This is a genomic window from Acinetobacter lactucae (assembly GCF_001605885.1).
Classification (GTDB): domain Bacteria; phylum Pseudomonadota; class Gammaproteobacteria; order Pseudomonadales; family Moraxellaceae; genus Acinetobacter; species Acinetobacter lactucae.
On sequence record NZ_LRPE01000013.1, the window covers coordinates 18156 to 35330 of the forward strand.

The window sequence follows — 17175 nt, forward strand, 5'->3', positions numbered from 1 at the left end:
CTACAATTGATTTAACTCTCTTAAACTTTGTAAAGGCGGTAAATTGCACAGGTAACCTAGTCGATAACGACCAATCAGGGCGCAAACCAGCATCATACCAAGAGGTAAAATCAGCCATATTTCAATATGCCACTGTAGGGCCATATTCATTTTATAACTAGCAATGGCACTAATCACTTCTGCAAAACAGCAGGCAACTATGCCTGCTAACAGACCTAAGAACCCAATCTCAAAACTAAGCATTTGCTTCATTTTATTTTTAGATAAACCAAATGAGCGTAGTAAAGCAACTTCACGGCATCGCTCATCCATTAACAGATTTAAACAAGCAATCAGTACTAATACACCCGAAAAACCGACTAATGCTGCCAGTACAGTTACTATTTTAACCAAAACATTCATTAAGCGTTTTACTTCATCTAAAATTCGATCAACATCAATAAATACGGTATTTGAGAACTGCTGAATAATATTGATCATTTTAGGTTGGTCTTGCTTAGGTACATAAAAGCTACCCAAGTAACTTCCAGCATTTTCATCTAAGGTTTTCGGTGAGAAAATAAAGAAAAAGTTAGGGCTAAAACTCTCCCACTCTACACTCCGAAAATTGACAACTTTGGCTTGCAATGTGCCTTCGGGCAAACTAAAAGTAAGCTTATCCCCAATTTGGATTCCCAAACTTTCGGCAGTTTTACTTTCGACTGAAACTTGCCCCACGCCATTAAACTGGGCTTGTCCTTTTGTAATTGCATTGTCATTCGGTAATAGATTTGATTGAGTCAAATTCAATTCACGGCGTAAAGAATTATTTTGCTTTATCGCCTCTTCTGAAAAAGGCACATCATTCTTTGCTATCAGTCGGCCACGAATATTTGGATATAACGGCGTGCTTTGCCAACCATGTTGCTTTAACTGTTGCTCAAAGGCTTTTAAATCAAATGGAGGCAATCCATAAACAAATTGATTCGGCGTACCTTCAGGCAGTTGTTGCTGCCAACGCTCCAATAAATCTGTTCTTAATACGCTCAACACTGTAATAAGACTTAACCCTAAAGCCAATGCAGTAATTTGTAAGGCACTTTGCGATGGAGACCGAATATAAAAAGACAAACGATTTTTCAGCTTTTTTAAGCTACGAAGCAATAACCAAACAACGGCGTAAAGCAAAATACAAAGAATAATAATGGCAGCCAAAACCAGAATGCTGAGCATTAAGTTTTCGCTCAACACCAAACTAAAAACGATCAGGCTAGTGATCCCTGCAAAAAACATAAAAAATAAAGATTTACGAGATTTGGCTTGTTCTCGAATCACTCGAATTGGAGGTGTATTTAAAAGCTCCCAGATGCTTGGCAAAATAAAACCAAGCAATACGATCACACTCGTAAAAATAGCAATGGGTAAAGGCCCGATTAAAAGTGGTATGACCGAAAAACTTAGCTCTAATTGAGGAATCAATTGCAGCATAAGTTGCAGCAGACCAAAACCCATGATCAAACCTAACAGACTTCCCAACACAATTGAAATCGCACTGACAACACAAAGCAATCCAATATATGCCCACAAGATTTGGAACTTACTGGCACCTAAACAACGTATTAAAGCGATATGATCTTGGTTTTGCTGCACATAACGTTGACTCGTTAGAGCGATGGCAATCCCACACAATAAAATCGTTAAAATATTGGCCAATTGCAAAAAGGTATCTAGGTTTTCAAGCGGACGTAATAACCTACTATTTGATTCACTTGCATCACGCAATCGCAAACCAACCGTTTCATCTGGTTCTTTAGAGGTTTGATGCTGTTGCTTAAATTGCTTTGAAAAACTTTGAACCTGTTCAGGGCTACCCGACATTAATAAACGATAGTCAATTCTGCTGCCTGTTTGAATCGCATGCGTTTTAGCAATATCGGCTTGATGAATAATGACAGTTGGCGAAAAGCCTGAAAAACCGAGTTCCTGATTTGAATCACGCACAATCACACCGCTAAAACGGAAGGTAGCGTCAGCAATAGAAACAGCATCACCCAGTTTTACTTTTAATAAATCTGCCGCTCTTTGGCTTAGCCAGACTTCTCCAGACTGAATGCCTTTAGCATGGGGATTAATCTCAAGCTGTCCTCTTAGTGGAAATATGGGCTCTATCGCTTTTACAGTGACCATAACAAACTGATCTTGGGTATGCGCCATTGAACTAAACATGGTGACATGAGTTTGCTTTAAACCAAGCTGCTGCGCCTTTTTATTCCATGCGGCCTCAATCGGCTCATTATTTGAAAGAACTAAATCGGCACCCAGCATTTGTGAAGCTTGCAGACTTACTGCATTTTTAACTTGGTCGTTACTAAATTTCAGAGCAGTTGTTGCACTAATCGCAAGTGATAAGGCAATAATAAGCAGGTACAACCCACCTGTGCGAAAACTTTGTAGTAAAAGTGGTTTTAGAAGATTACGCATAAGTTAACCACCCTGTACTGTCTTTAATCGGCCATCATCTAATTCAATATGACGCTGGCAAAGGGTCGCTAAATTACGGTCATGAGTCACCAGAATCAGAGTCGTACCTAACTCTCGGTTTAAATCAAAGAGTAGGCTTTCAACTTCTTGTGCTGTCTGACCATCTAAGTTTCCTGTCGGTTCATCCGCAAAAATAATTTGTGGTTCTGCAATGAGAGCTCGTGCAATTGCCACACGCTGCTGTTCTCCTCCAGATAAGACTTTAGGTGTTTGTTCAACTTGACGACTAAGACCTACTCGATGCAACCAATCTAAAGCTTTTTTCTCTGCGGTTTTATAATCAAAATCTTTACGCAATCGCAAAGGTAACATGACATTTTCAAGCGCACTCAACTGAGGTAAAAGTTGAAAAGACTGAAATACAAAACCAATATGCTGCATTCGGATCTGGGCACGTTGTTCCTCTGTTAACTGATGAACAGCTTGTCCACACAACCAAATCTCTCCTTCTGATGGCTGATCTAAAGTCGCCAAAATTCCCAATAATGTTGATTTACCTGAGCCAGAACGTCCCGTAATTGCTACCTGCTCCCCTTCAAAAATCTCTAAATCGATATCTTTTAAAATCGTAAACTGATTTTGGTTAATCTGAATAGTTTGTGTAACTTGATGGGCAGCAATGATGGGTTGTGGCATGATGTAAAAAGTCCTATGTATTCAGAATCAGGGTCGAAGTACAAATGTCTAAATCTTTTTTGATTGGTTCTAAAAGCATCATGCTCATCTCATTAAGTATGCTGCCCATGCTTGTATCGGCGAAAACTATTTTGATTTTAGGAGATAGTATCAGTGCCGGTTACGGAATTGATCCCAAACAAGGTTGGGTACAATTACTGCAAAAACGCTTAGACCAACAGTATCCCAAACAACATAAAGTGGTCAATGCAAGTGTTAGTGGAGAAACAACCAGCGGCGCTTTAGCACGACTACCTAAATTACTGCAGACCTATAAGCCCAACGTAGTTGTGATTGAATTAGGCGGAAATGACGGCTTGCGTGGTCAACCACCTCAAATGATTCAAAAAAATCTAGATCAACTTATTCAACTAAGCCAAAAACAAAAAGCCAAAGTTATTCTTTTTGGCATGAAAATCCCGCCAAATTATGGGGCTGCATATAGCAAGGCTTTTGAAAATAATTATAAAGTTGTAAGCCAAAAATATCAGGTGAAATTACTACCGTTCTTTCTAGATGGCGTTGCGGGTCAAAAACAGCTTATGCAAAATGATTTGATTCATCCAAATGCTCAAGCCCAGTCAAAATTACTTAATTTGGCTTATCCATATATAAAAGGTGCCCTATAGGCACCTTTTATCTTTAAGTATTCTTTTTAATATGATCAGAAATCAAAAAAAGTAACTTCACCAGTTTCTAGTGAATATTCAGCGCCAACAACAATCAACTCACCTTTTGCAATCAAACTCTCTAACACAGCCGAACCATGACGTAATTGATTTACCGAAGCAAAAACGTTTGAACGCACCGCATGACATGAAAGTTTTTTCAAATCATTTTTTAAATCAGTTTGCATTAAAATTTCAACTGATGGGCGAACACGGTTCACAATCGACATTAAGTTAGATGATGGCGGGTGATCAGGATTCATTAACGTATCAATTGTTGCTTGAATCGCGCCACAATGACTATGTCCCAATACCACTACAACCGGACAGTCATAACGCTCTGCAGCGAACTCGACACTACCGACTTGTGAAGGTGCAACCACATTACCAGCAACACGGATTACGAATAAGTCACCAAGACCTTGATCAAATACCATTTCTGCTGGAACACGTGAATCTGAACAACCTAATACAATCGCAAAAGGATTTTGATCCTTTGCCATTTCAGCGCGTTCATGATGCGATAAGGTTTTTGCAAGGGAAGTATTTCCATTTACAAATCGTTGATTACCAGCTTTCAGACGATCTAAAACTTCTTGCGCAGTAGGCATTTTATATTTCCATTGTTTTTTCAAGGTTAGAAAGCATTTTAATGTGTCAAAATTTGAATGTCACTGACAAAAAATAAATCCTTTTTCATGAAAAAAATGAAAAGCACCTCATCCTATTTAATGTAGGTTTTACGGCAATTCCCTGCTGTTTAGCGAAAAAATAGACATACTTTGCTTCTCCGATTGACTATAATTTTCTTCATTCCAAACATTTGGCAAATGACTCATTGGCAAAGTTTTTCAATAATTTTTCAAACTCGCTTAAGCATCAAGGATGAAATCAATGACAAGGCTGTCCACATCAATTAAAGCCTCTATGAAAAAAACTGCTACCGCACTGACTGTAGCTTGTAGCTTATTGTCAGTCATGAGCATTTCTCAAGTCCAGGCAGCCGACAATATTGATGTGACGTTCCAGAATGTTTTACAACAAGAACGTAGCTGGGCGGGTTTACAAAGTAAAAGTCTAAAAGTAGGCGATGTGACTTGGTCATATAGCGAAGGCGGCTCTACAACAAAACCAACTTTACTCCTCATTCATGGCCTAGCGGGCAGCCGTGATAACTGGAACCGAGTAGCCCGTTATCTCACAACAAATTATCATGTCATTATTCCTGACTTACCGGGTAGTGGTGAAACTATCGTTTCCCAAGACTTCGATTATTCGGTACCAAATCTTGCAGAAAAATTACGTCGATTTGTTGAAGCTGCAAATTTAAAAGGTCCGATCCACATTGCTGGGCACTCACTCGGCGGCTCTATTGCCCTGCTCTATGCTGGACAATATCCATTTGAAACCAAAAGTTTATTTTTAGTAGATAGCGGCGGTATTTTTCGTTCAGCCAACACAATTTATCTAAAAGATCCTGCTTATCTAAAACAACTCTTAGTATCTAAAAAAGGTGACTTTAATTATTTATTAAAACAAACCATGTTTAATCCTCCGTTTATTCCTAAAGAGTTTTTGCAGGCTCAAGAAAAGTTGATGATTGATCAGGCACCTCAAACACAAAAACTGGTTGATCAACTAATTGCACTTAATAAGGTTTATACGCCAGATTCATTTGCCGTACTTACCAAAACGATTGATGCACCGACGCTCATTTTATGGGGTAAACAAGATAAAATTATTAATGTAGAAGTCGCAAATGAACTGAAACGGCTTTTAAAGAATGCCCAACCTCCCATTATTTTGGAAAACGTAGGTCATATGCCAATTTTGGAAGCTGAACAGTTGGTCATTCAACAATATGTACCGTTTTTATTGAAAGTAGAAGCAAACCAGTCTTTAAAAACGACTACCCCTTAAATAAAACTTTTAATTTGTGAGACCTTATGTCTACCCAAACCATCATTGAAAAACTTATTGAAGCTCATCTAGATTTTTTAGATGAGCAATTTGCTCAGACTCAAGTGATTCAACAAGAGTTTGAGCAGTTTTATCATTGGTTGGGAAGTCGGCAATTACAACACATTTGGACTTTTGAACAGATTCAACGGCTGATTCAAAAGCAGATTCTAGATACACCCGCTTCTGATTTTCTGATTGAACAGATCGCTGAGCATATTCGTTTTGCGCTGATTCATCCTGCAAATGAAACGGCAACTGTTGAAGATGTTATTCCTGTTTTAACGATTGACCGAATTGCACAGTACGTTGCGAGTAAAGAGCAGCACCGAAAAAAACTGATTAAAACGATTGTGAATAACCCTGCCTTTTCAGCACTTTTGACTCAATTGATTCAGCAAACAATGCATGATTATTTAGATGAGTCTATGTCAAAGCGTGTCCCAGGTGTAGGTCGTTTCATGAAAATGGGGAAATCTGTTTTAGAAACCGTAACCGATTCAAATCTAGATGACACGATTAATCATTATTTGCAAAAGAATATTTTAAAACTCAGCCAAATGAGCGAGCGTGTTTTAAACCAACATTTTGACAATGATAAGCTCTACCATTTTCAGGCAAATGTTTGGCATAAAGTTAAAACGATGCCGCTGTCTGTTTTAAAAAATTATGTAGAAGCTCAAGACTTATCAAAAACGGTTGGTTTAGGACATGAAATCTGGGACCACATTCGTCAAACCGATTATTTAAAACAACAAGTACATGATGGAATTTACACTTGGTATGTACGTAATCAGGAACGTAATTTTGACTTGTTACTTCGTGACCTCAATATTGACGAAAGTTTAGTGAAGCATGAACTGACCGCATTGCTTGTACCCGTACTACAACAATTAGTCACAACTGGACATTTAAGACGTCGTGCCCGTGTGTACTTAGAGAAGTTTTATTATTCTGAAAAAGCATTACAGATTTTAAATAACAAAGGCGCTTAAAGCGCCTTTGTTATTTAACTAATTAAAATTTATAAATAATACCTAAATTATAACGACGTCCGTCTAAGACATAATTATAAGTTGCTACATCAATGTCTTTATCAAATAAGTTATAGATGCCTGCCGCAACTTGGATTTTATCAGTCGGCTTATAGTTCATACCAACATCAACCAGTCCATAAGCAGGCTTCCCTTCAGCCATTGAGGTACGGCTTAAATACTCAGAAGTTTTACTACGGAAATTCAAGCGACTCCACATGTTGACTAAGTCATTAACTTGCCAATCTAAAGTGGTATTAAACATATGTTCCGGCATTTCATTTAAAGGTTGACCTTTAAATTGACCACTTTTTTGCTCAGTATCGGTATACGTATAATTGGCATTCATTTTTAAATCTGGTGAAATTAACCAACCAAATGTCGCTTCAACACCTCTCATATTGGCTTTATCCACATTTGTGCGTTGACTCACAAAATCAAAATCTAGACCTAACCACTTACACTCGCGAGCACCTGCATCTCCTGAGCACGTTCTAACTTCTGTAATTTTGTCTTTAAATTCACTATTAAAAATCGTTAAGCCAGCATTCAAATTATCTAAATTATCCCACGCGAATGACAGCTCATAGTTGGTACTTTTCTCTGGTTTTAAATTTGGATTACCTACAATCACTCCAGCAGAACTGCTACCACCTGTAGCTTGTCCCCATTCTGCTACGGTCGCTCGTAGTGCAGGTGTTTTATAACCTGTTGATACGCCGCCTTTAATAATCCAGTTATCATTTAAAGTCCATACACCATATATTTTAGGACTAAAGTGATCTCCAAATTTTTCATCCTGATCCATTCGTAATGACATTGTTAAAGTGAAAGGATCAATAATATTCCATGCATCTTCTGCAAATAATGCCCAGCTATAACGATCTAAATTAGAAACAGGTTGTGAGCCACCTACTTTTAACTGGTTACCTAAATCGTCTAATTCTTCTTTTAAATAGCTTCCGCCCACGCTAAGCGCATGATTTGCGAGTGTGATCTGATTAAGCGTGTTAAATGTAGTATTTACAGCTTCCATATTTCTAGATGGATTGTTATTTTCTTCGCGCTGAATATAAGAATGAGTCTTTACAGGACCGATGTCACCACGGTGCGTTAAACTATATTCTGTACGATAATAGTCTGTTAATGAATCTGCTGGTGGATTACGACCGGTCTGAATAGGTGAAACTGTTTTACCAATTGTGGCATTACGATTTTGGATAGAACGCTGGTATTCAAGCTCAATGGTATGTTGATCATTAGGAGTCAAGCTTAAAGTCGCCCCTCCTGCACGAATTTTTTGTTTGTTGTAACCACCAATAATTTCATCTTCATCTCTTTGTGAAAATGTGCCGTTGGCTTTTAATCCAAGTAAATTCTTAATTAATGGTCCCGACACATAAGTATTGGCTTGGTAAAGATTTCCAGATTTATTATTTTCCTGAATCGTTGTATCTAACTTAACCGAACTGTTCCAAACATCTGCAACTTTTTTAGTAATGATATTAATAACACCACCCATCGCATCTGAACCATATAGGCCAGACATTGGACCACGAATAACCTCAATACGTTCGATACTTTCGATTCCCGGTAACCAACCTTGCTCAATACCTGAATTATCACTATTTGGTCGCACAGAACGTGTATTTACTTTCTTACCATCAACCATAATAACGGTATATGCGCTACCCATTCCGCGAATACTGATATCAGATGAACTCCCACCACCAGTAACAACCACGCCTGGTACATCTTTAAGTGCATCAGTTACATCACGATATGCTTTTTTATTAATTTCATCTTGAGTTAAAACAGAAATAGAAGCGGCTGCCTTTTTTATATTTTGTTCAAAACCACTCGCTGTTACGACTATTTTTTCTAATTGGGTAACTTCTTTTTTATTTTCACTTGAAGAATCAACTAAATTATTTTCATTTTCAGAAGCGTAAGCCATAGGAAACATAACTGTAAATATCGATAGAGATAATACAGATTGGAAAATATATTTAGTCATATCCTGCTCCAGCAGATCAAATAATGGATAAATTGTGAATTTCACCTTAACAAATGTAACAAAATTAAATAAAAAGATAAATAATATTGATAATTATTTTCAATTAATAGGTATAAAAAAACCTCATTTTGAGGCTTTTTTATTTCACTTTTCAAATAAATTAATTATTTGAAATAAGCACCTTCTGCTTGCGTATGGTCAGTTTGGTCAACCACACGTTGAAGCTCAGGAATGTTCTCTCTTAGAGTGGTTTCGACACCTTGTTTCAAGGTAACGTCAATTGCTGAACAGCCTTGGCAACCGCCACCAAATTTTAATACAGCAGTTAAACCGTGTTCTGGATCATCTTGTACTTCTACCAAGCTACAATTTCCGCCATGCCCTGCAAGACCTGGGTTAATTTCTGCTTGAAGAATGTAAGTAATACGTTCTTCAATTGAAGCATCTGGACCAACACGTGGAACTTTAGAATTTGGAGCACGGAAAGTGAGCTGACCACCAAAACGGTCTTTGTTGTAATCGATTACGGCATCTAAAAGATAAGGAATAGATGGCGCATCAATATACGCAGGAAAATCAGGATAATCCTGTTTATAATCCGTTGGAATCACTTCTTCTGGCGCACTATATGCCATACAGCATTCCGCACGTGGCGTACCCGGATGCTCAACAAAAATTCGAACGCCAATTCCCGGAGTATTTTGCTTCGTTAGTAAATCGTGCAAATACTCTTGTGCAGATGGTGTAATCAAAAGGTTTGGAATTTCTTCTGCAACAGCAGTGTTGGTGTTCTCAGTCGACATAACAATATTCCTCAAGCTGATGCCTTTATATTAACCGAAGATGAGGTAGATTTAAAAAAAATCAACTAAATTTGTCGGATTTATACACAACAGGGTTTCAAGTTAAGTTTTTAATGGCATTATTGACCTCAGTATTGATCATTTTTTAAATATTTCTTATGTTGCATTTGCCGTTTAACCATACCATTACCCTTATTATTATTACGGTCATTGTCTCTTTACTTGCATTTAGCAATCAAAATGTAATGAACCGCCTGATCTTTTGGCCACCAGCAATGCAACGTGGGCAGTTTGATCGTTTCATCACGCATGGTTTTATTCATGCCGATGGAACACATCTACTTTTCAACATGATTACCCTATTCTTCTTTGGCAGTATTATTGAAAGTTTTTATCGCCAATATTTTTATGACATGGGTTTCGTGTTGTTCTATTTAGGTGGCTTAATCTTCGCGATTTTACCAAGCTATTTACAACATAAAAACGATGCGAATTGGGCCAGTCTAGGCGCTTCAGGTGCTGTTTCAGCAGTTTTATTTGCTTATATTCTGTTTCAGCCATGGAAGCTGATTTTTGTATTCTTCATTCCCGTACCCGCTATTATTTTCGCCATTTTATATGTGGCGTACAGTATTTGGGCAGGTAAACGAGGTAATAGTCATATCAATCATAGTGCTCATTTGTGGGGTGCAGCTTACGGGATCATCGTTACCATTTTACTTGAACCTAAAGTTATTCCACATTTCCTAGACCAACTTACTCGCCTTCCTTTCTAAATAGAATAAAACAACGAAAAGCCCGATGTGGGCTTTTCTTTTTTTCTTATTTATTTATCTGCATAAATTCTCAGTCTTTTTTCTGATTTTCTTTGATCAATTCGTTGTTTTGTTTGCAAAAACCATCTGATTAAACTCATGCCAATTCTTTTAATAATTCAGATGATACAATGAAGTACAAAGCAATTTTATCTAGCCTTTCCATTGCATTATTTAGCTTATCTTTGGCTGGATGTAATGACAACGATAATCAAGAAAATGTCGTAAGTACACCTAAGCAACCCAATATCTTATTTATCATGGCTGATGACTTAGGCTATTCAGATTTAGGGGCTTTTGGTGGTGAAATTCATACGCCGAATATTGATAGTTTGGCTCAAGAAGGTCGCCTTTTAACGGATTATCATACTGCCCCGACCTGTTCGCCAACACGCTCTCAACTCATTTCTGGTACTGATCACCATTTAGCTGGTATTGGGGCAATGGCTGAGCTCACACCTGACCATTTAAAGGGACAACCAGGCTATGAGGGCTACTTAAACGAACGCTCGCTATCGATTGCACAAGTACTTAAAGACAATGGTTACCGCACGTACATCAGTGGTAAATGGCATTTAGGACTAACATCTGAAACTAATGCACATGCTAAAGGTTTTGACCACTCATTTACTTTATTACAAGGTTTAGACCATCACTTTAAGCAGGCTCCAAGTGCGTTTAAACGAAATTCAACTTATACCGAAGATGGACAAATTGTTCCTGTTTCAGCATTGCCTGACGACTTTTTCTCGACGAACTATTTTACCGATAAATTACTAAGCTACTTAGATTCAGGCAAAAATAGTGGTAAACCATTCTTTGCTTATGCTGCCTACACAGCACCTCACTGGCCAATTCAGGCACCAGCCGAATATCGCGAAAAATATCGCGGGGTTTATGATGTCGGTTATGATGCAATTCGTAATGCCCGTATTGCTAAGCAAAAACAGCTTGGGATTATTCCTGCAAACTTTGAGGCAGCAGAACCAATTACAACTCAAAATGCCCCACAGAAATATGGAAAGTGGGATGAGTTAACAACTGAACAAAAAGCACTCGAAGCCCGTAAAATGGAAATTTATGCGGGCATGATCGAGAATCTCGATGCCAATGTAGGTCGTATTATTCAATATCTCAAACAAAATAATCTTTATGACAATACCTTAATTTTCTTTGTTTCAGACAATGGCGCAGAAGGTTTTGTACGTGGAGGATATGGCAGTGAATCTGGTTTTGATAACTCTGTAGCAAACGTAGGTACACCTACTTCGTATCATTATATTGGACCACGTTGGGCCGAAGTGAGTGCCGCACCTTTTCACTTGTGGAAAGACACGGCGGGTGAAGGTGCAACGACAGCCCCTGCCATTGTGAAATTACCGAATCAGAAAAAAGCACAAGCAACCAATCATAGCTTTGCATCTGTACTCGATGTTTTCCCAACTTTACTAGATTATGCTCATATTCCAGTACCTCAAGGCCAATACAATGGACGTACTATCAATACGCCAACTGGCTACTCATGGAAATCTGTACTTGAAAATAAAACAACTACGATTCGCCCTGCCAATTTTAGTTTTGCCGATGAGTTACATGGTAGTAAATATGCAAAACAAGGTGATTGGAAAATTGCACTCCAAGGACGCCCTGAATTAGGTACAGGAACTTGGGAGTTATATAACCTTAAAACGGATCGGGGTGAAAGACAAAACGTTGCACAGCTTTACCCAGCTAAAGTTCAAGAGCTGTTATCAGTCTATCAAAAATATACTGAGAAAAATGGTGTGCAGGAATATAACGCCAAATGAGATTAAAACCATTTTTAGTTATCACAATCGGCCTGTCTTTTATGACAGGCTGTAGCCAATCTTCAAAAATTTCTGAGTCTACATCTTCGGCTCAAAAACCAACTTCTTTAGCTGACTTGGGTTCTATTGAAAAGTGTCAACACTACACAGGACTGCCTCAAGGGTGGCTCAAACTACCTACAGCTGGGATGGTTTTAATTGCCGATGGGCATTTTAATTTTGGTTCTGAGAAAGCCTATCCCGATGAACTTAATTTTGGAACAAAACAACGAGAAGTTAAAGGATTTTGGATTGATCAGACCGAAGTCACCGTAGCCCAATTTGCAAGCTTCGTAAAAGCAACAGGCTATATTACCGATGCCGAAAAACAAAAGCAGGCTGCTGTTTTTTCACCAGATTCTGATCATCCACAGCAATGGTGGCAATTAAAATCAGGATATACGTGGAAAACCCCAAATGGTGATAAAGGCGCTGTAGCAAATCCTAATGAGCCTGTGCGATATGTAAGTAAAAATGATGCTGAACATTATGCAGTCTGGCTAGGACGTGATTTACCCACAGAACTAGAATGGGAATATGCAGCTAAAGCCAATTCAAAAACGGATACTCCTTTACATCAAGCTCCTACCAATGAACACCAACATCCACAAGCAAATTATTGGCAAGGTGAATTCCCTTTTCAAAACCTAAATCAAGATCACTTTAAAGGTGTTGCACCCGTTGGATGTTTTGCATCAAACTATTTCAAACTATTTGATACGATTGGAAATGTATGGGAATGGACGTCCTCTCCATATCAAGGTGCTCATGACCAACATATGGGAAATTATTCTGATTTACGACAACAACAAATCACTAGTACCCAATATGTAATTAAAGGCGGATCTTTTCTTTGTGCTCAAAATTATTGTTCCCGTTATCGTAGTAGTAGCCGTTATCCACAGGATTTTGATTTAGCTGCGACACATGTTGGATTTCGAACAATTTTACGATCTCCTTAATTTCTTCTTAATTAGGCTGTTTAAAGATATTTTTTAACCAAAATTAGATCGAAAAATAATCAAAATATTTTTATAGTACAAATGAGAATGATAAAAAAGTGAGAACAACATGAAAACTTTACTTCTTTGCGCCGCAGCAATTTTCACGATGTCTCTATCGGCCTGTGCAGTCCATACTCCCGACGGTAGTATTGTGATTGACCCAGATTCACCACACTACGGACACCCTGGAGACTTTTGCCCACCAGGACAAGCTAAAAAAGGTCGTTGTTAGAAATACCCTCTTTTAAAGTAGTTTTGAAGTTACTCTAAAGAAACAGGCTTCAATCAATTGATAAATTGAATACTAAATGGAGGGTTCCAGCCCAAAAATAGATGGGATGAAACTAGAAAATTATGGTGTAAAAAAAATCACCATATCCCCAAGATTTTTAAAAGACAATCTTACGTTGTCTTCTATCTAGTTTCACCCCAATTCTTTCTTATTTCGTTTGACTTGTCTTATCACTTAAGAAAAAAGTCTAGTTTTTAATCATTTCTGTATCTCTATTATTGATACATTTTGAACATTTTACCTTCAGGTTAAAGCTGATGTATTTGCTTAATACAAAATAATCATTTATGTAACGTAAGTCTATAAAAATGTGAAAAAAATTCAGACAAAAATGAGATGAATTTATCATAATAACTTTCTCTTTCAAGTTTCATCACACAAATAATCAATATTATTTTGTCAGTTATTGCCACTCGTTTCCTTTCATTGGCATAGATAATGTATACATCTGTATATTAACCCAGTCGTATAAACGAGATATTTTATGTCCAGCACAAGTCAAGTCGAAGGTCTACAATTTCCGGTACACGCCTCAACAAAAAAGCAAAGCACATCTCTTACAGGCCAAGAGATCTTGTCAGAGGCTTTATCTATTGTAGATAATAAAACCGCACAACAAGTGTTGAATGAAAAAAACTGGCGAAAAAACTATCCTGAATATTTTAAAGCACTTGTTAAACAAGGAATTTCTAACAGTAACAACCCAATTACTATTGCGAAGCAAGGTTTGCATAAAGCTCACCATATTTTTGATTATTATCGTGATAATAAACACTACCTTTTAAAAGATGCCGTTCATATTGCTTCATCTAAACCACTTTATACAGTAAAACTTAAAGGTGAAAGTGACGTAGCACCTGAATGGTATGTTCCTTATAAAGGACAAAAATTAAGTGGACAAAGCTTATTAAACCAAATTCAACGCTGGGAAGTGGCTGGTATTATTGAACCAAGCCATGCAAAGGCTTTGCGTGAAGCTATTGCTCACCCAGAATGGTTCGATTTATCTGACCGTACCATGGTGCTGTTTGGAGCTGCGTCAGAAGCAGGTCCTCTCCCTTGGTTAGCTAAATGGAAAGCGAATATTGTTGCGGTAGATTTACCAAACTCACGAGTCTGGGGCAAAATCTTAAATACGATTCAACAAGGGAATGCCACACTCATTGCACCATGTTTTGAATCAATTGATTCTTCAGCAAAAGCTTCTGAGTTAAAAGATAAGCTAGGTGCAAATTTACTGACTCAATTACCAGAAATTGCGCAGTGGTTGGTTCAGTTTCCACAAAAGTTAGATTTGGCAGCAATCGCCTATTTAGATGGTGAAAAGCATGTCCGTGTTTCCATGGCCATGGACAGTATCATGCAATATGTAAGCGAGCATAAGCCTGATACGAGCCTTATGTTTATGTGTACACCAACCGATGTTTATGCAGTACCAAAGGAAGTTGCAGAGGCTGCTCAAGAGAAATTTAAAGCACGCAAAAAAATACAAAAATTAGCTGTGAAAGGTGTTTCCACACTTTCTCTCAATCGTTTTTTTCAAGCGCCATATCAAGACTTGGTTACATGTGAAAATGGAAAAACTTATGGTATTGCTGACTGTTTAGTGGTTGAACAAGGACCAAACTATGCTTTGGCAAAACGTATTCAACAATGGCGTGCAATTTTGGCTCGCCATCAAGGGCAACGTGTCAGCATTAATATTGCACCATCGACAACAACTCACTCAGTGACTAAAAATCCATTGCTGAAAGCAGCTTTTAATGGCGCAGAGCTTTTCGATGTAGAAGCATTTAGCCCTGAAACCACCAATGCCATTATGGCAGCGCTCTGGATTCATGATTTAAGAAATGAGTCTTCTGTGGCAAATCCTGAAACTGTATTGGATCATCCACTTGAGCTGATGATGGAAGGTGCTAACCATGGTGGATTATGGCGTGTGGCTTATTTAGCAAGAACTGCCCTGCCTTTCGCTGCAATTTATGGCTTTGCTACCGAAAAGCTACCTTTTAGAAAGTCATCTAAAAAATAATTTGATTAAAGCCCAATCCTAGAATTGGGCTTTTTTCTAAAGTGTCTTTATTTACCTTGAAAGTGCGATAGATATTTTTGCATTTCATCAGGTGGCACCATACCGCCTCCAGTCGCCCATATCACATGATTTGCCTGCTGCAACTGCTCAGCTGTTAACTGATGTAAAGCCAAATAATCAGAGTTAGTCTGAACATAATACGGTCCCATCATGCCTGCTACCGCAGAAGGCTCCAGCTGAATATTCTCAGTTTGATTTAAAAGCGCAATGAGCTCATATAAACGTTCATCATGAATGGTGTAGTAACCGTCGATTAACTGTTGCATCGCACGACCGACAAAACCTGAAGCACGCCCTACCGCAAGACCGTCTGCTGCAGTAACGTTATCAATACCAATATCATTTACTGAAATCTGATCATGCAAACCTGTGTGGACACCAAGTAACATACACGGCGAATGGGTTGGTTCTGCAAAAATACAATGTACATGCTCACCAAAAGCAAGTTTTAGTCCAAAACTCACCCCACCAGGACCACCACCGACGCCACACGGCAAATAAACAAATAATGGGTGTTCAGCATCGACTTTAATTTGGTTTTGCTCAAATTGCTGTTTTAAACGTATTCCTGCAACGGCATAGCCTAAAAACAATGTTGTTGAGTTTTCATCATCAATAAAAAAGCAGTGAGGATCTTGCTCTGCGGCTTTACGCCCCTCTTCAACAGCTACGCCGTAATCACTCGCATATTCCACAACATTAACGCCCAGGGAACGTAGTTTGTCTTTTTTCCACTGTCTCGCATCAGCCGACATATGAACAGTGACTCTAAAGCCGAGTTTGGCACTCATAATGCCTATAGAAAGTCCAAGATTGCCTGTAGAACCCACTGCAATTTGATACTTAGAAAAGAAAGCCCGAAATGAATCTTGATCTAATTTACTATAATCATCTTCTGATTTGAGTGATCCTGCCTGCATGGCAAGTTTTTCAGCATGAGTAAGAACTTCATAAATACCACCACGTGCTTTAATAGAACCTGAAATAGGTAAATGACTATCCTTTTTCAGCCAGAATTTTCCATTAAGTTGTACTTGTTTCGCTGAAGAAAGCGCTTGTTGCATATGAGCAATTTCAACAATATCTGATTCAATTTTTCCGTGTTGTGCTTGAGTTCCGGGAAATACCTTTGCCAAATAAGGTGCGAAACGCGCTAGTCTTGCTTCTGCTTCACTTACATCCTTAGCGGTTAGTCCAACTTTTTCTAAAGCTTCTTTTAAAGGATAACGATGAGGTGTAAACCAAAATGTTTCTTGATAGGCTTGAAGTGTTTCAATAAGTGGAAATTGTTGTTTTAACTGATCTATTTGAACCGCATTCATAATATATCCTGATATAAAAGTTTAAGCCCAGCCTATAAAGCTGTTTGATAACCTATAACAACTTATTAATTTATAGATGAATGTATATGAAAAATAGTCCTAATTTTAAAAACTAAACAAATAAAAA

14 protein-coding genes are annotated in these 17175 nt (G+C 38.1%); 8 read left to right on the top strand and 6 right to left on the bottom strand.

Going from position 1 to position 17175, the window contains the following annotated elements; translation table 11 throughout:
- A complete protein-coding gene (locus AWW73_RS07295; protein WP_062849248.1) occupies positions 1-2460 on the bottom strand; it encodes an ABC transporter permease in 2460 nt (819 codons plus the stop codon).
- A gap of 3 nt (positions 2461-2463) precedes the next feature.
- Positions 2464-3156 (bottom strand): ABC transporter ATP-binding protein, encoded by a 693-nt coding sequence (locus tag AWW73_RS07300; protein WP_031947655.1) that lies wholly within the window; start codon positions 3154-3156, stop codon positions 2464-2466.
- A gap of 44 nt (positions 3157-3200) precedes the next feature.
- Here AWW73_RS07300 and AWW73_RS07305 point away from each other — a divergent pair, with 44 nt between their 5' ends.
- The gene (locus AWW73_RS07305) at positions 3201-3824 is read left to right on the top strand and encodes an arylesterase (RefSeq protein WP_005129345.1); all 624 of its coding nucleotides are present in this window, start codon (positions 3201-3203) and stop codon (positions 3822-3824) included.
- Positions 3825-3859: 35 nt separating this feature from the next.
- Here the strand turns inward: AWW73_RS07305 and AWW73_RS07310 are convergent, their stop codons facing one another.
- Complete coding sequence (locus AWW73_RS07310; protein WP_004703121.1) at positions 3860-4474, bottom strand: carbonic anhydrase; 615 nt, start codon at positions 4472-4474, stop codon at positions 3860-3862.
- Between the two features lie 283 nt (positions 4475-4757).
- Between AWW73_RS07310 and AWW73_RS07315 the strand changes: the two genes are divergently transcribed.
- Together AWW73_RS07315 and AWW73_RS07320 are read left to right on the top strand one after the other, a co-directional pair.
- Positions 4758-5783 (top strand): alpha/beta fold hydrolase, encoded by a 1026-nt coding sequence (locus tag AWW73_RS07315; protein WP_062849249.1) that lies wholly within the window; start codon positions 4758-4760, stop codon positions 5781-5783.
- Positions 5784-5809: 26 nt separating this feature from the next.
- Positions 5810-6817: a hypothetical protein gene (locus tag AWW73_RS07320; RefSeq protein ID WP_062849250.1), complete on the top strand. Its 1008-nt coding sequence runs from the start codon at positions 5810-5812 to the stop codon at positions 6815-6817.
- Between the two features lie 22 nt (positions 6818-6839).
- Here the strand turns inward: AWW73_RS07320 and AWW73_RS07325 are convergent, their stop codons facing one another.
- Both AWW73_RS07325 and nfuA read right to left on the bottom strand, forming a co-directional pair.
- Positions 6840-8873, bottom strand: a complete 2034-nt coding sequence (locus tag AWW73_RS07325; RefSeq protein WP_062849251.1) for a ligand-gated channel protein — start codon at positions 8871-8873, stop codon at positions 6840-6842.
- Between the two features lie 164 nt (positions 8874-9037).
- On the bottom strand, positions 9038-9676 hold the full coding sequence (gene nfuA, locus AWW73_RS07330) for a Fe-S biogenesis protein NfuA (protein ID WP_002117617.1): 639 nt from the start codon (positions 9674-9676) through the stop codon (positions 9038-9040).
- Positions 9677-9834: 158 nt separating this feature from the next.
- Between nfuA and AWW73_RS07335 the strand changes: the two genes are divergently transcribed.
- The 5 genes from AWW73_RS07335 (at position 9835) to AWW73_RS07350 (ending at position 15666) form a co-directional block, all read left to right on the top strand.
- A complete protein-coding gene (locus tag AWW73_RS07335; protein WP_031947651.1) occupies positions 9835-10452 on the top strand; it encodes a rhomboid family intramembrane serine protease in 618 nt (205 codons plus the stop codon).
- A 170-nt stretch (positions 10453-10622) separates the two neighbouring features.
- Complete coding sequence (locus tag AWW73_RS07340) at positions 10623-12299, top strand: arylsulfatase (RefSeq protein WP_062849252.1); 1677 nt, start codon at positions 10623-10625, stop codon at positions 12297-12299.
- Positions 12296-13300: an SUMF1/EgtB/PvdO family nonheme iron enzyme gene (locus tag AWW73_RS07345; RefSeq protein ID WP_062849253.1), complete on the top strand. Its 1005-nt coding sequence runs from the start codon at positions 12296-12298 to the stop codon at positions 13298-13300. Before AWW73_RS07340 ends, AWW73_RS07345 begins: the two co-directional genes overlap by 4 nt.
- Before the next feature lie 109 nt (positions 13301-13409).
- Complete coding sequence (locus tag AWW73_RS18495) at positions 13410-13574, top strand: hypothetical protein (protein ID WP_016144617.1); 165 nt, start codon at positions 13410-13412, stop codon at positions 13572-13574.
- Between the two features lie 544 nt (positions 13575-14118).
- The gene (locus AWW73_RS07350) at positions 14119-15666 is read left to right on the top strand and encodes a hypothetical protein (protein WP_062849254.1); all 1548 of its coding nucleotides are present in this window, start codon (positions 14119-14121) and stop codon (positions 15664-15666) included.
- 47 nt (positions 15667-15713) lie between these two features.
- Here AWW73_RS07350 and AWW73_RS07355 read toward each other — a convergent pair whose 3' ends face one another.
- The gene (locus AWW73_RS07355; protein ID WP_062849255.1) at positions 15714-17048 is read right to left on the bottom strand and encodes a D-serine ammonia-lyase; all 1335 of its coding nucleotides are present in this window, start codon (positions 17046-17048) and stop codon (positions 15714-15716) included.
- Positions 17049-17175: the final 127 nt, after the last annotated feature.

What these genes read in the sequence shown, in the direction of transcription:
- AWW73_RS07295 (WP_062849248.1), bottom strand. Translation starts at nt 2,460, where the DNA reads ATGCGTAATCTTCTAAAACCACTTTTACTACAAAGTTTTCGCACAGGT.
- AWW73_RS07300 (WP_031947655.1), bottom strand. Translation starts at nt 3,156, where the DNA reads ATGCCACAACCCATCATTGCTGCCCATCAAGTTACACAAACTATTCAG.
- AWW73_RS07305 (WP_005129345.1), top strand. Translation starts at nt 3,201, where the DNA reads ATGTCTAAATCTTTTTTGATTGGTTCTAAAAGCATCATGCTCATCTCA.
- AWW73_RS07310 (WP_004703121.1), bottom strand. Translation starts at nt 4,474, where the DNA reads ATGCCTACTGCGCAAGAAGTTTTAGATCGTCTGAAAGCTGGTAATCAA.
- AWW73_RS07315 (WP_062849249.1), top strand. Translation starts at nt 4,758, where the DNA reads ATGACAAGGCTGTCCACATCAATTAAAGCCTCTATGAAAAAAACTGCT.
- AWW73_RS07320 (WP_062849250.1), top strand. Translation starts at nt 5,810, where the DNA reads ATGTCTACCCAAACCATCATTGAAAAACTTATTGAAGCTCATCTAGAT.
- AWW73_RS07325 (WP_062849251.1), bottom strand. Translation starts at nt 8,873, where the DNA reads ATGACTAAATATATTTTCCAATCTGTATTATCTCTATCGATATTTACA.
- nfuA (WP_002117617.1), bottom strand. Translation starts at nt 9,676, where the DNA reads ATGTCGACTGAGAACACCAACACTGCTGTTGCAGAAGAAATTCCAAAC.
- AWW73_RS07335 (WP_031947651.1), top strand. Translation starts at nt 9,835, where the DNA reads ATGTTGCATTTGCCGTTTAACCATACCATTACCCTTATTATTATTACG.
- AWW73_RS07340 (WP_062849252.1), top strand. Translation starts at nt 10,623, where the DNA reads ATGAAGTACAAAGCAATTTTATCTAGCCTTTCCATTGCATTATTTAGC.
- AWW73_RS07345 (WP_062849253.1), top strand. Translation starts at nt 12,296, where the DNA reads ATGAGATTAAAACCATTTTTAGTTATCACAATCGGCCTGTCTTTTATG.
- AWW73_RS18495 (WP_016144617.1), top strand. Translation starts at nt 13,410, where the DNA reads ATGAAAACTTTACTTCTTTGCGCCGCAGCAATTTTCACGATGTCTCTA.
- AWW73_RS07350 (WP_062849254.1), top strand. Translation starts at nt 14,119, where the DNA reads ATGTCCAGCACAAGTCAAGTCGAAGGTCTACAATTTCCGGTACACGCC.
- AWW73_RS07355 (WP_062849255.1), bottom strand. Translation starts at nt 17,048, where the DNA reads ATGAATGCGGTTCAAATAGATCAGTTAAAACAACAATTTCCACTTATT.